Origin of the sequence: Paenibacillus glucanolyticus NBRC 15330 (genome assembly GCF_004000885.1) — a bacterium.
Classification (GTDB): Bacteria; Bacillota; Bacilli; order Paenibacillales; family Paenibacillaceae; genus Paenibacillus_AQ; species Paenibacillus_AQ glucanolyticus.
The window spans coordinates 339,998-355,690 of record NZ_BIMC01000003.1; the positions used below are offsets into that span (position 1 = coordinate 339,998).

Consider the following 15,693-nt stretch of genomic DNA (forward strand, 5'->3'; position numbering starts at 1 on the left):
CTTCATAAGAACATGAACGATAGGAGACCATCATGCCTCATACTATCCAAATATCCGTAAGGCCGCTGGTGGAATACGTCTTTCGCAGCGGCAGCATTACCTCGGGCTTTCGCACGGCGACCTCCCTCACCGAGGGTACCCGCGCGCATCAGCAAGTACAGCGCGATTATGGCGAGAACGATCAGAAGGAAGTGCAGCTTGAAGTCGAGATTCCGTACGAGGATCTGCTGTTTGTGGTGGAGGGTCGCTGTGACGGCCTGATTCGGGAGGAAGAACGGATCATGATTGATGAGATCAAGTCGACCTCCGGAGATTTGGGCGAGATTACCGAGCACACCTACCCGGTTCACTGGGCGCAAGCCAAAATGTATGCCTATATGTATGCGAAGTTGCATGAGATGCCAAGGATGGCAGTCAGATTGACCTATTTCCAGGTGCCGAGCGGAGAGCGGAAGCAGTTCGTGCAGGAATGGAGTTTGCCTCAGCTGGAATCCTTTGTGCTTGAGGTCGTGGGGGCATATGCTCCCTATGCGAACCTGTTAAGAGAGCATGCCGAGCGGAGAGATCGGAGCATCCGCGAGCTTAAATTCCCGTTTCCTGCCTACCGGGAGGGACAGCGGAAGCTTGCTGGTGCCGTATATAAAAGCATCGGTGAAGGACGGAGATTGTTCGCCAAAGCGCCGACCGGCATAGGCAAAACCATATCCACGCTGTTTCCTTCGGTTAAAGCGATCGGTGAAGGACTGCTATCGCGGATCTTTTACCTGACAGCCAAAACGATTACCCGAACCACCGCGGAGGAAGCCATGGCGCGCATGGAGCGTCAAGGGCTCTGTATGCACGCAGTCACGCTGACGGCGAAGGACAAGATCTGTTTCAGCGAAGCGGAAGGCTGCAGTCAGATGGGCTGTGCGTTCTCGGAGGGCTACTATGACCGGATCAATGACGCCATACTGGATCTGCTCTCGAATGAAACGTTGATCACGAGGCCCGTCATTGAGGATTATGCCCGCAAGCATATGGTCTGTCCGTTTGAGTTCTCGCTGGACGCCGCTTATGCGGCTGATGCCGTCATCTGTGATTACAACTATGTGTTTGACCCGCGTGTATCCTTCAAGCGTATGCCGGAGGAAGTGAAGAAGCGCAGCGTGCTGCTCGTTGATGAGGCGCATAATCTGGTGGACCGCGCGCGAGGGATGTTCTCGGCTGAACTGAATAAATCTGCGTTCTTAGAGCTGCAGAGGGCTTATAAAGAGAGCAATCCCACGCTGTACAATACGGCTAAACGGGTCAATAACCGCTTTAAGATTCTGCGTAAGGCCGGTGAAGAGGAAGAGCGGATTGTAGGCTCCCAGCAGCCGGAGATGATGGTCGAACTATTGGAGGATTTTGCCCTCCAGGCGGAAGCCGAACTGATGACAGGCAAAAGCGGGGATGAGGCCGATGCGCTTTTGGAGTGCTATTTTGCCGTACAGGGCTATCTGCGTATCTCCAAGCTGTATGACGACCGGTTTGTCACCTATGCAGAGATGAGTCAGAGCGAGGTGTTTCTCAAGCTGTTTTGTCTGGATCCCTCTTATTTGCTTCAGCAAGCGGCCAAGAATTATCGGTCCAGCGTGTTTTTCTCGGCCACCCTGATGCCGCTCGGCTATTATTGCGATATGCTGGGAGCGGAGGAAGAGGACTACAGCCTCTCGATTCCGTCCCCATTCTCGGCCGAGCAGCTGGATGTGCGAGTTCTGCCGTTGTCGACGCGGTTCAAGGATCGGGAGCGGAGCCGTGAGGCCATCGTGCGGATGCTGAGTGCTCTGGTTCAGGAGCAGCCGGTGAATACCTTGATTTTTCTGCCGTCCTACCCCTACATGCAGGATATTCATGAAGACTTCGCCCGAATGAATCCCGGGGCACGCACGCTGCTTCAGGGACACGGGATGAGCGAGGGGGAGCGGGAGGCGTTCCTGAATGCATTTCAGGCGGATGCAGCCGATCCGCTGATCGGCTTTGCGGTAATGGGCGGCATTTTCTCGGAGGGTATTGATCTGAAGGGAGAACGGCTCTCCAGTGTCGTAGTGATCGGCGTAGGATTGCCGCAGTTGTCTTTCGAGAATGACATCATCAAGGATTATTTCGACCGTACCGGTAAGAGGGGATACGATTACGCTTACGTGTACCCGGGGATGAACAAAGTGCTGCAGGCCGGAGGACGCCTGATTCGGTCAGAGCAAGACAGCGGTACGCTCACACTTGTTGATGACCGTTTTCTGAATCGCCAATACGGGATGCTGCTGCCAGAGGAGTGGAGGCATTTTAGGCGAATCTAAATTTTTCATGGGATGTTGACACTTGGAAATTGGAACTCTATAATACGGATATATTAATTAAGCAGAAGGAGGCTGATGTCAAATGGTTATGATGCATAGTGGATGGGTCGCTTTGACGTTGGTCTCTTTGGACGGGAAATTCTAATGGTAACGAAGAAGTGAGGCTTCAGATCGAGCCCTCACTTCCATACCTGGAACCCGCAGGAGACCGTGTTTGGTATCCTGCGGGTTCTTTGTGTCTATACTCGGGGTTTGGTATTGTCTTCACGGGGTAACCGTAGGGCATGATGCCTTCTTCTGGTGTATATTCAGATCAGCCGCAGATACAAATCTGCGGTTTTTTTGTGTTTTGATATAACAACCAAATTGATAATGATAAGGGGATATAACGAATTTGACTAAACAAGAAATGACACCGTTACACACATATGGATGGAATGAACACTGGAGCTTGATGGCTGAGCAGATGCCGAAGCAGGACAAAGAGCTCGTGCCGGCGCGCGTGACAGCCCAGTTCTCAAAGCAATACCGCATTATAACCCAAGAGGGTGAGCAGACGGCTGTTGTCACAGGGAAGTATGAATACGAAGCGGGCAGCAAAAGCGATTTCCCGGCTGTCGGCGATTGGGTGCTGGTCGAGCCGCTACAGGGCGAATCGCGGGCCGTCATTCATAAGCTGCTGCCCCGCAAGTCCGCTGTCACGCGCAGGGAAGCAGGCAGCGTGCCGGATGAGCAGGTTATCGCCGCGAACATGGATACCGTGTTTATCATTAATGCGCTGAATAAGGATTTTAATGTCCGCAGAATTGAACGCTATTTAATTGCTGTCTGGGAGAGCGGAGCTGCACCGGTCATCCTGCTCACCAAGGCGGATCTATGTGAATCGCCTGAAACATATGTCTCGCTGGTGGAAGAGGTCGCTCTCGGTGTGCCGGTGTTTGTGGTGAGCTCCTTAAAGGACCAAGGGAAGGAGCAGCTTCAAGATTACTTGGTGCAAGGGAAGACAGTGGCAATAACGGGCACTTCCGGGGCGGGCAAATCCACGTTATTGAACTGGCTGTCCGGTCAGGAGATGCAGCGTGTTCAAGGGATTCGGGAAGAGGATGCAAGGGGACGCCATACCACGACACACCGGGAGCTGTTCGTGCTGCCGGGAGGTGCTATCATGGTGGATACCCCGGGCATGAGGGAGCTGCAGCTGTGGGATTCAGAGGAGGGGTTTGAGACTGCCTTTGCGGACATCTCCACGCTCTCGCAGCAGTGTCGATTCCATGATTGCCGACATGAGACCGAAGCAGGCTGCGCGGTCCGGGAAGCATTGCAGGACGGGACGCTGGATGCAAAGCGTTATGCGAATTACAAGAAAACAGAGCGCGAGCTCGCTCATATCGCCCGTAAAGAAAAGGCAAGCACCCGGCGGCAGAACAAGAGCTCTGGCAAGTCGTCACGCAAGAGCGGCAAAGTGCAACGAGGGGCTTATCAGCAGCTTCTATACGACGAGGAATTATAGTGTTACGGGAAGACCGAAGTCGATTTGACTTCGGTCTTCCCCAGGTATATAGTTAGGTAACCAAATAGATTGGCAAACTATCTATTTAAGGAGAAATGCTCTGTACCATGTCAATTCAAGCTTTAGTGCTGTAGAGAAGAGGTGGCCCATGACACAGGATAAACACCCAGATTCACATAATGGAGATACCGTTGACGAGGAAAGACAGTCACAAGAAGGAAGGTGCATGAAGGGGGGCATGCGGGAAGACAGCATAGCCAGCAGGCTCCTGTACAGCATCCGTATGTTTCATAAGCAGGAATGGGATCAGCACATGATTTCCGGTTATACCCCTGGTGAAATTCGAGTTCTAATGGGACTCAGACATCATATCGAGCCTAACGGACCCGGTATGAAGGTGTCGGAGATTAGCAGCATGATGAACGTTACGTCCCCAACGATCACGCAATTCATCAACGGCTTGGAGAGTAAAGGCCTGGTGGAGCGGGTGATGGATGCACAGGACCGACGCGCGGTTCGTGTACAGCTTACGGAGGCAGGGAACCGTATTGTCCAGCAAACCTACCTGAAAGTCAAAAACAACTTTAACGAGCTGGTTGATTTTCTCGGTGAAGAGGACAGCGTCAAGCTGACGGAGCTGCTGACGAAGATTTACCAATTCCAAGAACATAAGCGCAATTCGAATGAAACAACATCAGACAACGAGTAGGGGTGGGGGATTTGTTAAAGCTGTTTCAATACATGAAACCATACCGGACAGCGGTCATTTTTGTTCTGCTGTTCACATTTTTCCAATGTCTGTCTGATCTTTACTTGCCGACCTTGATGGCTGACATTGTGGATATCGGCATCGTGAAGGGAGACGTTCCTTACATTTGGAGTGTGGGAGGTTTTATGCTCCTGGTTACAGCAGGCGGCATGGTCTGCTCCATTGCGGCAAGTTATTTGGCATCCAAATCGGCAACCGGTTTTGGCCGGATTCTGCGTGGTCGCGTATTCTCCCATGTCGAGAATTTTACGCTGCAGGAATTTGACAAGATCGGAACAGCTTCCCTGATAACCCGTACCACCAACGATATCACACAGGTGCAGCAGGTCACGATCATGATTCTTCGCATGATGGCCATCGCGCCGATGATGTGTATCGGGGGCATCGTGATGGCGATATCGAGAGATCCGGGACTGACAACGGTGCTTCTGATCGTCCTGCCGATTCTCGCGTTGGCTATTTTCATCATTGCCAAAAAAGGGATTCCGCTCTTCAAGGCCATACAGATCAAGATTGATACACTCAGCCGCGTGCTGCGTGAGAATCTGACCGGAATGCGGGTCATCCGTTCGTTTAACCGCATGGACCATGAGACGGTCCGGTTTAATGATGCCAATGAGGATCTGACAGCCACCTCGATCAAGGTTAACAAAATCATGGGTGCCATGATGCCCGTCATGATGCTTGTCATGAACTTCGCCACGCTGGCGATTGTTTGGTTCGGAGCCCACCGCATAGAAGCCGAACACATGAAGGTCGGGGACCTCATGGCCTTCCTTCAATACGCGATGATGATCATGTTCTCACTGATCATGCTGTCCGTCATGTTTGTCATGATTCCGCGCGCGCAGGCATCGGCAGTCCGGATCAATGAGGTATTGAACATGATACCGGAGATCCACGATCCGAAGCAGCCGCGGAATACCGGCATTCAGACGGGTTCCATTGAATTTCAGGACGTCACCTTCTATTATCCGGGCGCAGAGGAGCCGGCCATATCCGATATTTCCTTCCAGGCAGGCCCGGGTGAAATTACCGCGATTATTGGAGGAACAGGTTCAGGCAAATCAACGCTGATCAGCTTGATTCCGCGTTTCTATGACGTGACCTCCGGGCGGATTCTCGTCAACGGGACGGATATTCGGGACTTGATGCAGGAAGATCTGCGGAACCGGATCGGATTTGTGCCGCAGAAGGCGCTGCTGTTCACCGGTACCATTGCAGAGAATATCCGCTACGGCAAGGAAGACGCAACGGACGAGGAGATTCAGCATGCCGCGAAAGTTGCCCAGGCGGCTGATTTCATCTCTTCAATGGAAGGCGGTTATGATGCCGAGATTTCCCAAGGCGGTAGCAACGTATCCGGAGGTCAGAAGCAGCGGCTCTCCATTGCCAGGGCGCTGGTCCGGAGACCTGAAATCTACGTGTTCGATGACAGTTTCTCTGCGCTGGATTTCAAGACCGATGCGAATCTTCGTGCAGCGCTGAGGGAGGAAACGACCGAGGCTACGGTTCTGATTGTGGCCCAGCGTGTCAGCACCGTCATGGACGCTGACCGAATCATCGTGCTGGAACAGGGACGCATTGCTGGAATGGGCACGCATGGGGAACTTATGGCATCAAGCGATGTGTACCGTGAAATTGTCACCTCACAGCTGTCAGAGGAGGAGATCGCATGAGCGAGAAGAAACGGGGAGGACATCCTCGGGGCCAGGGCGGTCCCTTCGGCGGCGGGCCGCATGGTGCCGGGATGGCAGCCGAGAAAGCCAAGGATTTCAAGGGGACTTTGCGCCGGCTTACACGATACCTTAAGCCCCATACGGGGAAACTGCTGATCGTCTTGACCGCAGCCATCTTGAGTACGATATTCAGCATTGTGAGCCCGAAAATTCTCGGTGATGCAACCACGATCCTGTTCAAAGGATTCATGGCCAAAATGCAGGGCGTACCGGGTGCCGGGATTGATTTTGATGCCATTCGGAATATCATGCTCTGGCTGGCAGGCCTGTATCTGCTAAGCTCGCTGTTTGCTTATATCCAGCAATATGTCATGGCTGGCGTGGCACAGCGGACTGTTTACGATCTGCGCAAGGATGTCTATAACAAGCTCGGACGCCTGCCGCTTAAATATTTTGACGCCCGTACGCATGGGGAGACGCTGAGCCGGGTCACGAACGATATGGACAATATCAGTAGTACGCTTCAGCAGAGTCTTACACAGATGATTACCTCTGTGGTAACACTGGTCGGGGTTATCATCATGATGCTTACAATCAGTCCGCTGCTGACTTTGGTGGTTATATTGACCCTGCCGCTCAGCGTGGTGGTCACTATCATGGTTGCCAAGCGCTCTCAGAAGCATTTCGTGGCACAACAGAAGCATCTGGGCCAACTGAACGGACATGTGGAAGAGATGTATACAGGTCATAAAGTGGTGAAGGCGTTTGGCCGGGAACGACAATCGATGGAGCAATTCGATGAAGTCAACGACAAGCTCTATGATGCCGGATGGAAAGCCCAGTTCATCTCGGGAACGATCATGCCGCTGATGAGTTTTGTTGGCAATATCGGGTATGTGATCGTGAGTGTTGTCGGTGGCGTTCTGGTTACCCGCAGAGCAATCGAGATCGGGGATATCCAGGCGTTCATCCAATATTCACGCCAGTTCACACAGCCGATCACGCAGCTTGCCAATATCGCGAATGTTATTCAATCCACGATTGCATCGGCAGAGCGCGTATTTGAAGTGCTGGACGAGGAAGAAGAAGTGTCTGAGCATACGGCTCCGGCAGCCCTCAAGAAGCCGCTCGGCGATGTATCCTTCCAGAATGTGAGTTTTGGTTATAAAGCGGATCAGCTTCTGATCGAGGATATGAACGTCGATGTGAAGCACGGACAGACGGTGGCTATTGTCGGTCCAACCGGTGCAGGGAAGACCACGCTTATTAATCTGCTGATGCGGTTCTATGAGCTTAACAAGGGCAAAATTACGATAGACGGAACGGATATTACGTCCCTTCGACGGGGTGAGCTTCGCAGCCTGTTCGGAATGGTGCTCCAGGATACCTGGCTCTTTAACGGGACGATCCGGGAAAATATCGGATACGGCCGCGAGGGGACCACGGAGGAAGAGATCATCAGAGCAGCGGAAGCGGCTCATGCCGACCACTTCATCCGGACGCTGCCGGACGGCTATGACACCGTTCTGAACGAGGAGGCCTCCAACATATCGCAAGGGCAGAAGCAGCTGCTCACGATTGCGCGGGCCATTCTGGCGAATCCGTCGATTCTGATTCTTGACGAAGCGACCAGCAGCGTGGATACCCGGACCGAGCTGTACATTCAGAAGGCGATGAATGAGCTGATGAAGGACCGGACCAGCTTTGTCATTGCGCATCGTCTATCCACGATTCGCGATGCGGACCTTATTCTGGTCATGAACAAGGGCAGCATCATTGAACAGGGAACCCATCAGGAGCTGCTGTCGCAAGGAGGCTTCTATGCGGACCTGTACAACAGTCAGTTCAGCGATCAGCATGAGGCTGGATAACAGAATGCAGGCATAATTGAAGTCCCTGAAGACCCCTTCGATTGCAGAAGGGGTCTTCTTATTCCAGCATGGAGGGCTGATTTAAAGCTGCAGCATGATGGGTTGGAGGTGAACGGGGACCTATTCAAGCTGTACTGATTAATAGGTTCACGACAAAGGGTAATAATAGAAGCAAGACATTCCGGTACGGATATGAGGGGGTCATGGAATGATGTATAGTCGGGCATTGCTGGTGTACAACCAGAACGCAGGCCAGCAGGAAACGCTGCAGCAGCTGGCGGCGGTAATTCCAGTATTGGCGAAGAACGTGAAGGAGCTGGTGTTGTATCAGACCTTTAAGCCTGGCGAGGGGGAGGCATTGTGCAGGGATCAAGGCGGGACATACGATCTCATTCTCATTATGGGCGGGGACGGCTCGGTCCATGAGTGTGTTAATGGCATTGCAACGCTGGATCATCCGCCGCTCGTAGGGATTTTGCCTGTAGGCACTTGCAATGATTTTGCCCGCTCCATGAATCTGCCGGTGGAGCTTGCGCTCGCGGCTGACGAATTAATGAAGGGACATGTTCGGGAATTGGATATCGGCATGGCTCAAGGCCGGGTGTTCACGAATTTTTTCGGAGTGGGCCTCATTACGGACACGTCGGAGAATATCAATCCGGATTTGAAAGGGAAACTGGGCAAATTGAGTTATTTTATCAGCATGCTGCAAACCGTACGTGCTGCTGAACCCTTCTCTTACAGTCTGGAATATGACGGACATACCAGCGAAGGTGAGGCCGTCATGATCTACATTTCGAATGGCCGTTACCTCGGGACTCGTCCGCTTCCCTTTACGCTCGATTCGCTGTGTGATGGTTTACTGGATGTGCTGATTATCCGTGAAGCCGGACTTCCGCTGTTAAAAGAACTGTTAAGCCGCAAGGTCGAAGGGGAGTGGAAGCCGGCCAATGAGAGCATAGAGTATGTGAAGGCCGCTTCGGTCAAGCTGACCACGGCAAAGCCCATGAAGGCCGATACGGATGGTGAGGTCTATATGGAGGCCCCGGCTGACGTGTCTGTCAGGCCCCGCGGCTTAAGGTTTTTGGTCGGGGGAGAGTGAGTCGGCAGGCATATTTGATATTGCATTTTCATATGGTTCTTTTATAATGATGTTTATATCTTTAAAGGGAGCCATGATCATCATTGAATAAGTCCGAACTGAACCGAATTACGCAAGAGCTTCTACGTCGGTCGGGCAGCAGTGTCACCGTGGAGATGGATACGTATTTTCCAGGGGGCCGGTTAATCGGCGGGAAATACGTGATGCATTCACATCGTGTGACGATGTATACCGAGGTCATACGCCAGCAGTGTCTTCAGCTGTTTGGATCACTTGAGTCGTTTAATGCTTATTATGCGGTGGTGTTTGCCCATGAGCTGGGCCATTCGATGGACCTGAAACTCACGGAACTGTGTGACCGGATGGATGGAACGATCGATGAATGGGATCAGAAGCAGATTGCGCTGCAAATCGAGGAAAATGCCTGGAATAATGCGATGCCGTGGATCCAGGATATTGATCCGGCTTTCATTCGTGTCATCGTAGACCGGTCGCTCGAGGCCTACCGGGACGAGCTGGCCCCGGAAATCGCTTAGCTTGGGCCAGCCCATATCCACTGCCTTCCGCAATCACATGTCCACAGGCACCCGCGAGGGTGTCTTTTTTGATTGGACTGCAGGTGTGATCTAATATCGAATGTGATGCAGAATGAAACCAAAGATGGCAGCCACCACTATGAAAGCGCCTGCTGCAGCGAGGGTCATTAAAAAATCACGGATCAGGCCATGCTGCTGGATGCCGCCTAATTTTTCCTTCGCTTTCCGTTCGGAAACCTCTTCTTTAATGCGATCCAAATATTCAGGGCCAAGCACCATGGCGATTCCTCCTATAACGAATTTATTACGATCATACCAGAAATAGGATGATTTTGGTGTTGATTAGGGGATTAAGGCGGTTTAGAAGCCCGCTATTAAACGAATAACCAATTTAGAGTAAAAAAACGAGGCGGGACCCTTGGTTTCCGCCTCGTTTTATATATGGGTTACAGCATCATGATATTTAACTCTCAGCGTCCAACTGCTTCAATGGCTCTATGGCCGGGCCTTCCAGCACCTTGCCATCATAACGGAATCGGGACCCGTGACATGGACAATCCCAGGAGCGCTCGCCCTCGTTCCATTCCACCTCGCAGCCGAGGTGTGTGCAGGTCGTGTCCACGAGATGCAGATTTCCCTGGTCATCCTTGTAAGCTCCTGCCCGTTGGCCGTTATGACGAACGACGGCACCTTCGCCTATCTTCAGTTCGGTAATGTCGGCATGGGACAGGTCCACTTTGCCAGCCACAAAATCTTTGGCAACCGTCGCATTTTGCACAACAAATGTTTTGATGCTCGGGTCTGCCTTGAATCGGGACGGGTTGAACATGTCGGCATAACGGTTCGTTTTCCCCAAGATTTGATCACTGATGATGTTCGCGGCCAGTGTTCCTGTTGTCATGCCCCACTTGCGGAAGCCTGTCGCAACATAAATCCGGTCATGCTTCGAAGTGATTGGTCCGATGTATGGCAGATTGTCCAGTGTAATCAGATCCTGCGTCGACCAGCGGTAGGGAATGGCGGAAGCCCCCATCAGATTACCGGCAAACAGCTCCAGATTCTCATAATGCTGATGGGTGCAGATGCTGCGTCCCGTGGGATGATTCTCCCCGCCGACAATGACCAGATCCTCACCGTTATAGGAAGCTGAACGCAGGGAGCGCTTTGGCTTATCCACACTCAGGTACATCCCGCCTGGATAGGCCGTCTCAGGTTTAACGGCAATCGCATAGGAGCGTTCCACGTGCAGCCGTGTGAAGAACAATCCCTTCCCGTCATAGAACGGAAAATGGGAGGCGGAAACAGCGTGGTTGCAAGTAATGCGGTGGCCGCCCCGCTTGGTCAGCAGTGTAATCGGTCCTTCGGTTTCAGCCTTTTCATCCATGGTGGTGTTTTCATAGATCCGCCCCCCGAGCATGAGAAACTGTTCGGTCAGGTGTTTTAGATACTGCAGCGGGTGGAATTGGTATTGCCCCGGCATCTTGATAGCTCCCCGTATCGGCATGGGCAGGGGAAGGCTGTCCTGCCATTCTCCCGGAATCCCGAGCTGCTCATAGGCTTTGATCTCGTCCTCCAGCTTCGCGAGATACTTGTCGTCCTCCTGGGCGTAGATATAAGCGTCCTCCAGCTTCAGCCCGAACTTCTCTTCATCCCCGCCAACGATATTCCGTATGAATTCGATCGCTTCCCGGTTTCCTTCGTAATAGAGCCGGGCGTTCTCCTCGCCAAAATGACTCGTCAATTCATGGTAGATCAGCCCATGCTGGGCCGTTACCTTGGCTGTTGTGTATCCCGTCGCTCCGTTCAGTATGCGGCCAGCCTCAATCAATACGACATCCTTGCCGGCCTTGGCCAGCAGGTAGGCGGTTGTAATCCCGGTGATGCCGGCTCCGACAATGGCAACGTCTGCTTCTATATCTTCGGCCAGACGGGGAAAAGTAGGCAGCTCGGTTGTCGCTCTCCACAGCGATTCCGGATATCGCGGCAGCTCTTGATATGATGGATTGGATGGGTTCATTCCGATTCCTCCTCGGCTTCTTTAGGCATTATCCTCAAACTTAAGGCTCCTTGTCTCCATTATTACCACAGAGGGATGATTAGAAACGAAGCCCGAGCTGTGAATGGCGACTTAATCTACCCTTCTCCTGAATTTGCATGAATTTCTGAATACTCGTAATAATTTGGAACATTTGTGCAGAACCTAGAGAAACGACATGATCATCGGAATTCTATGAAAAACGAGGGGAATTATCATGAGCAGCGAGACACATAAGACACATCTAAATGCCTCACACGCTAAACAATGGCTGCAGAAGCAGCTCCATAAGGTCGGGGATATCGAGGAGCGGGAGCTTAAGAATCAGGAGGATCACGCGTTATTGCTTTATTTCAAGAGCATGTGCGATCCCGTTGTGGTGAATGAGGACCTGATTAACCGGTTTTATGAATTGAACTCTCTGAAGATTTACGAAGAATTCATTCGATCCTTCCCTTCAACGATTGAGCCAGCAGAGGAATCGGAGCTCATGCGCAATATGCTTCGGGGCTGCGTCGTGGTATTCATTCAGGATCGGGTGCTCCTGTTTGATGCCGTGTTGATCAATGCAGGCGATATTCAGCCTGCCAGCACGGAGAATGTCATTCAAGGGCCGGATGACTCCTTTACCGAGAATATTGAAGTGAATTTGAATTTAATACGCCATCGTTACCAAACGGCCAATCTGAAATCGGAGTTTATGACGGTAGGGAAAATATCCCAGACCCGGATTATCATCCTCTATGATGTGACCAAAGCCGATGAGTCGGTTTTGGAGGAATTAAGGAAGCGTCTTTCCGAACTCAAATCAGATATTGTCCAGTCTGCATCCGAGATTGAGCGGCATACGATGCACCCTCAGCTAAGACTGTTCCCAACGTTAATGTTGACCGAGCGGCCGGACCGGACGGTCATGAATATTTCCCAGGGAAAAGTAGCCGTCCTTGTTGACTCGACGGGGTACGCAATTCTGCTTCCGGCGATCTTCAACGATTTCTTTACAGCCATGGATGACAAAATCCAGCTGCCCCCTATCGGATGGTTCCTCAAGGGAATCCGGTACATCGCATTGTTTGTGACGGTCCTCATGCCGAGCCTGTATGTGGCTTTTACCTCCTACAATCCCGAAATACTCAAAATGCAGATTACACTGCTCATTGCGGGCAGCCGGGCCACCGTCCCGTATCCCTCCTTCTTCGAAGTAATCTTTATGCTTCTGGCGATGGAGTTTCTGACGGAGGCAAGTGTCCGGCTGCCGAAGGCGATAGGCCAGACCGCCTGCGTGGTCGGTGGACTCATACTGGGTACAGCGGCTACAGAAGCGGGGCTCGTCAGCAATATCATGATTATTTTGGTGGCTGCAGTGGCGGTTACGAACTTTGTTATTCCGATCAACATGATGAGTTCCGGCATCCGCGTGACCAAGTACATATTCATTCTCCTGGCTACCTTTTTCGGGCTGGTAGGCATTGTGCTGGGTGTCGTTGCAACGATTATGTACTTAACCAGCCTGCGGTCGTTCGGCAAGCCTTATCTGAAGATGTTTGCGGTGGAGTGGAGCAATAAGGGGGATCAGCAGAGTGGTTAGAAATAAATATTTTTATTACCTCTTCCTACTCAATGCGACCATCAACCTGATTAACTATGTGCCCAGGATCCTGATTCAGGACCGATTTGACGGTGCCTTGATATCCATTCTGATAGCGATCCCTATCGGATCCTTGCTGCTATATACTTTCACCAAGCTAATCCAGAAATTTCCGGGCGAAGGACTGCCGGAAATTTTCAATTCCATGATGCCTGCATGGATATCCGGCGTGCTTCTGGTTCTGTACGGATTAGGGTGGTATTTCTCCAGCGTCATTACGCTGGTCAGTTTTGTGGATATTACCAACCGGTATGTCAGCCCGGATGTGTCGCCCATTATCGTGCTGATTGGGTTTCTGGTTGTCGTGGCACTTAGTGCAAGGCTGGATTCGGAGTCGATCCTGTATGCCCTGGAAATGATCCTTTATATGACCGTTCCGATCATTATGTACATGGCTTGGCGTGTTTTTAGTAATCCCTACTACAGCTGGGATGCGGTCAGGCAGATCATTACGCATCTGTGGGACATACCCAATTACCGGACGGTTGCAGCCGCGACCTACATTTATACCGGATATATCAATATGGTGGTTTTCAATCGGATCTTCCACAAGTTCAGGGTAAAGCATATCTGGTCCATCGTCATCGTAAGTATTCTAACGCTGGCGGTATCCATTTTTGCGCCGATCGGACTGCTTGGAGCAGCGGGAGCAGGGGAGCATGTGTATCCTGCCTTCTCCACCGCAGACTCGCTTCGCATCCGCTACTTCATCATTGAACGGATGATTTACGTGTTCTATGTGGTCTATATGTGCCTTTCCCTCGTCAATTCCATTGTCCACTGGCATGTGGGCAAGGAATTGATTCTGGGCGGATTTCGGCTGAAGTCCGATAAACCGGAGTCCATTCGTAAGAAGCGGAAGGTGGAATGGTGGGTGCTTGCTGCTTTTTGCGTGATCATCCTTGCATCCTCAATGGCCATCAATCAATACTCTTTGAATGATATGGCCATTGTCTTCCTCGATGTTCGGTTTGCGGGAGAATTCCTGTTAATTGCCCTGTTATTCTACGCCGTGTGGAGAAGGAGAAGGAGGAGGAAGCGGGCATGAACATGCTGAAACGTCGGCTGGTCTGGGTGTTGTGCTGCTCGATGCTTACACTTACACTCTCGGGATGTGAGTTTCGGGATATCGACCTTCGCCTCTTTGTGGTATCCATCGGTGTTGACGTGTCGGAGAAAAGTCCCGATCTGTATAACTTCAGCTTCAAGATTTCGATCCCTTCGGGTGACCCGAAAACCGGCGAGGAGAAGTCGCTTCTCATTACCGAGGAGTCCGACAGCATCGCGGAGGCGATTCGTCAAGTCAAATCCAAAGTGGACAAAGAGCTCGATTTTGGACATTGCAAAGGCGTAATGTACGGTGAAGCCTATGCCCGCCGGGATATTAGCAAAATTGAGGACTGGACGGTCCGCCGGAGGGACATGCAGCTTCTGATGTATCCGGCGGTTGCGATCCCGACGGCGGAGGAGGTGCTCAGGGCAGAGCCGCCAACCGAACGGATTGCCGGTAACGCTATTTTTCTGGCGCTGAGCGAGGATGGCACGGAGTCCCCTTTTATTACGAGGACCTATTCCTTTGATCTTGCCCGCCGAATGACCGAGGTAGGGGAGGATCCTGTCATGCCTGTCGTTGAGGTAGGCGAGAAGAATGTTCTGAATATCAATAAGGTTGCCCTGATGGATAAGTCCAAGGTTAAGGTAATTCTCACGAAGGATGAGACCCGTCTGTTCAACCTGCTCGATCTTCGGAATCTAAGCACCAACTTTGGCACCCGCGTTGACGGGGAATTGATTGAGGTCAACACGGACAGGACGCGGGCAAGCTATAAGATCGTAACCAGCCCGAAGGGGCAAGAAGCGATCCATTTTCGGGTTCGCATTCAAGCCACGCTGGAGGAGAAGGAGGATATCAAGCTATTGACACCGGAAGAAATAAAAAAAATCGAGGGGATATACAATAAGGAGCTCTCTAAAGCGATAACCGATGTGCTGGAAAAAATCCGGAAAACAGGCCGGGATCCACTTGGCTTCGGTCTTCGGTACGGGGGTACGCATTGGAATAATAAAACCGAAATGGAGGAATGGGCGGCGATCTATCCTCATATCAAGTTTAATGTTTCCGTAAAATTAAGAATCAAATCTACCGGTTATAAGCAGTAGACAGGGTTACGCTGTCCATCGTACAGGAAGATGTTACAATAATGGGGAAGCATCTATCTTGT

The 15,693-nt window shown here is 51.7% G+C and carries 12 protein-coding genes; 10 read left to right on the forward strand and 2 right to left on the reverse strand.

Annotated elements, in window-relative coordinates:
* The first annotated feature begins 32 nt into the window (after positions 1–32).
* From PGL02S_RS07615 to PGL02S_RS07645, 7 genes are all read left to right on the forward strand, one after another.
* Entirely contained in the window at positions 33–2,321 is a 2,289-nt protein-coding gene (locus tag PGL02S_RS07615; RefSeq protein ID WP_036640108.1) for an ATP-dependent DNA helicase, read from the forward strand.
* A 394-nt stretch (positions 2,322–2,715) separates the two neighbouring features.
* Positions 2,716–3,831 carry a ribosome small subunit-dependent GTPase A gene (gene rsgA, locus PGL02S_RS07620; RefSeq protein ID WP_036640106.1) on the forward strand — a complete coding sequence of 372 codons (1,116 nt, stop codon included), beginning with the start codon at positions 2,716–2,718 and terminating at the stop codon, positions 3,829–3,831.
* A gap of 226 nt (positions 3,832–4,057) precedes the next feature.
* Positions 4,058–4,540, forward strand: coding sequence for a MarR family winged helix-turn-helix transcriptional regulator (locus PGL02S_RS07625; RefSeq protein ID WP_228030080.1), 483 nt, complete (start codon positions 4,058–4,060; stop codon positions 4,538–4,540).
* A gap of 11 nt (positions 4,541–4,551) precedes the next feature.
* Positions 4,552–6,279: an ABC transporter ATP-binding protein gene (locus tag PGL02S_RS07630; protein ID WP_036640103.1), complete on the forward strand. Its 1,728-nt coding sequence runs from the start codon at positions 4,552–4,554 to the stop codon at positions 6,277–6,279.
* Positions 6,276–8,150, forward strand: coding sequence for an ABC transporter ATP-binding protein (locus PGL02S_RS07635; RefSeq protein WP_036640100.1), 1,875 nt, complete (start codon positions 6,276–6,278; stop codon positions 8,148–8,150). Before PGL02S_RS07630 ends, PGL02S_RS07635 begins: the two co-directional genes overlap by 4 nt.
* 208 nt (positions 8,151–8,358) lie before the next feature.
* Positions 8,359–9,252, forward strand: coding sequence for a diacylglycerol/lipid kinase family protein (locus tag PGL02S_RS07640; RefSeq protein ID WP_173937129.1), 894 nt, complete (start codon positions 8,359–8,361; stop codon positions 9,250–9,252).
* Positions 9,253–9,335: 83 nt separating this feature from the next.
* The gene (locus tag PGL02S_RS07645) at positions 9,336–9,788 is read left to right on the forward strand and encodes a hypothetical protein (RefSeq protein WP_006207019.1); all 453 of its coding nucleotides are present in this window, start codon (positions 9,336–9,338) and stop codon (positions 9,786–9,788) included.
* Between the two features lie 90 nt (positions 9,789–9,878).
* Here the strand turns inward: PGL02S_RS07645 and PGL02S_RS07650 are convergent, their stop codons facing one another.
* Complete coding sequence (locus PGL02S_RS07650; RefSeq protein WP_006207018.1) at positions 9,879–10,067, reverse strand: hypothetical protein; 189 nt, start codon at positions 10,065–10,067, stop codon at positions 9,879–9,881.
* Between the two features lie 184 nt (positions 10,068–10,251).
* The gene (locus tag PGL02S_RS07655; protein WP_036640098.1) at positions 10,252–11,805 is read right to left on the reverse strand and encodes an FAD-dependent oxidoreductase; all 1,554 of its coding nucleotides are present in this window, start codon (positions 11,803–11,805) and stop codon (positions 10,252–10,254) included.
* 235 nt (positions 11,806–12,040) lie between these two features.
* Between PGL02S_RS07655 and PGL02S_RS07660 the strand changes: the two genes are divergently transcribed.
* The 3 genes from PGL02S_RS07660 to PGL02S_RS07670 are packed head-to-tail and all read left to right on the forward strand — an operon-like array spanning position 12,041 to position 15,631.
* The gene (locus PGL02S_RS07660) at positions 12,041–13,411 is read left to right on the forward strand and encodes a spore germination protein (protein ID WP_006207016.1); all 1,371 of its coding nucleotides are present in this window, start codon (positions 12,041–12,043) and stop codon (positions 13,409–13,411) included.
* Positions 13,404–14,519: a GerAB/ArcD/ProY family transporter gene (locus PGL02S_RS07665; RefSeq protein ID WP_036640096.1), complete on the forward strand. Its 1,116-nt coding sequence runs from the start codon at positions 13,404–13,406 to the stop codon at positions 14,517–14,519. The genes PGL02S_RS07660 and PGL02S_RS07665 overlap by 8 nt, the downstream gene beginning before the upstream one ends.
* Positions 14,516–15,631: a Ger(x)C family spore germination protein gene (locus PGL02S_RS07670; protein WP_036640094.1), complete on the forward strand. Its 1,116-nt coding sequence runs from the start codon at positions 14,516–14,518 to the stop codon at positions 15,629–15,631. The genes PGL02S_RS07665 and PGL02S_RS07670 overlap by 4 nt, the downstream gene beginning before the upstream one ends.
* The last annotated feature ends 62 nt before the right edge of the window (positions 15,632–15,693 follow it).

Coding starts and splice junctions, on each gene's coding strand:
- PGL02S_RS07635 (WP_036640100.1), top strand. CDS start 6,276: ATGAGCGAGAAGAAACGGGGAGGACATCCTCGGGGCCAGGGCGGTCCC.
- PGL02S_RS07670 (WP_036640094.1), top strand. CDS start 14,516: ATGAACATGCTGAAACGTCGGCTGGTCTGGGTGTTGTGCTGCTCGATG.
- PGL02S_RS07615 (WP_036640108.1), top strand. CDS start 33: ATGCCTCATACTATCCAAATATCCGTAAGGCCGCTGGTGGAATACGTC.
- PGL02S_RS07660 (WP_006207016.1), top strand. CDS start 12,041: ATGAGCAGCGAGACACATAAGACACATCTAAATGCCTCACACGCTAAA.
- PGL02S_RS07650 (WP_006207018.1), bottom strand. CDS start 10,067: ATGGTGCTTGGCCCTGAATATTTGGATCGCATTAAAGAAGAGGTTTCC.
- PGL02S_RS07655 (WP_036640098.1), bottom strand. CDS start 11,805: ATGAACCCATCCAATCCATCATATCAAGAGCTGCCGCGATATCCGGAA.
- PGL02S_RS07625 (WP_228030080.1), top strand. CDS start 4,058: ATGAAGGGGGGCATGCGGGAAGACAGCATAGCCAGCAGGCTCCTGTAC.
- PGL02S_RS07640 (WP_173937129.1), top strand. CDS start 8,359: ATGATGTATAGTCGGGCATTGCTGGTGTACAACCAGAACGCAGGCCAG.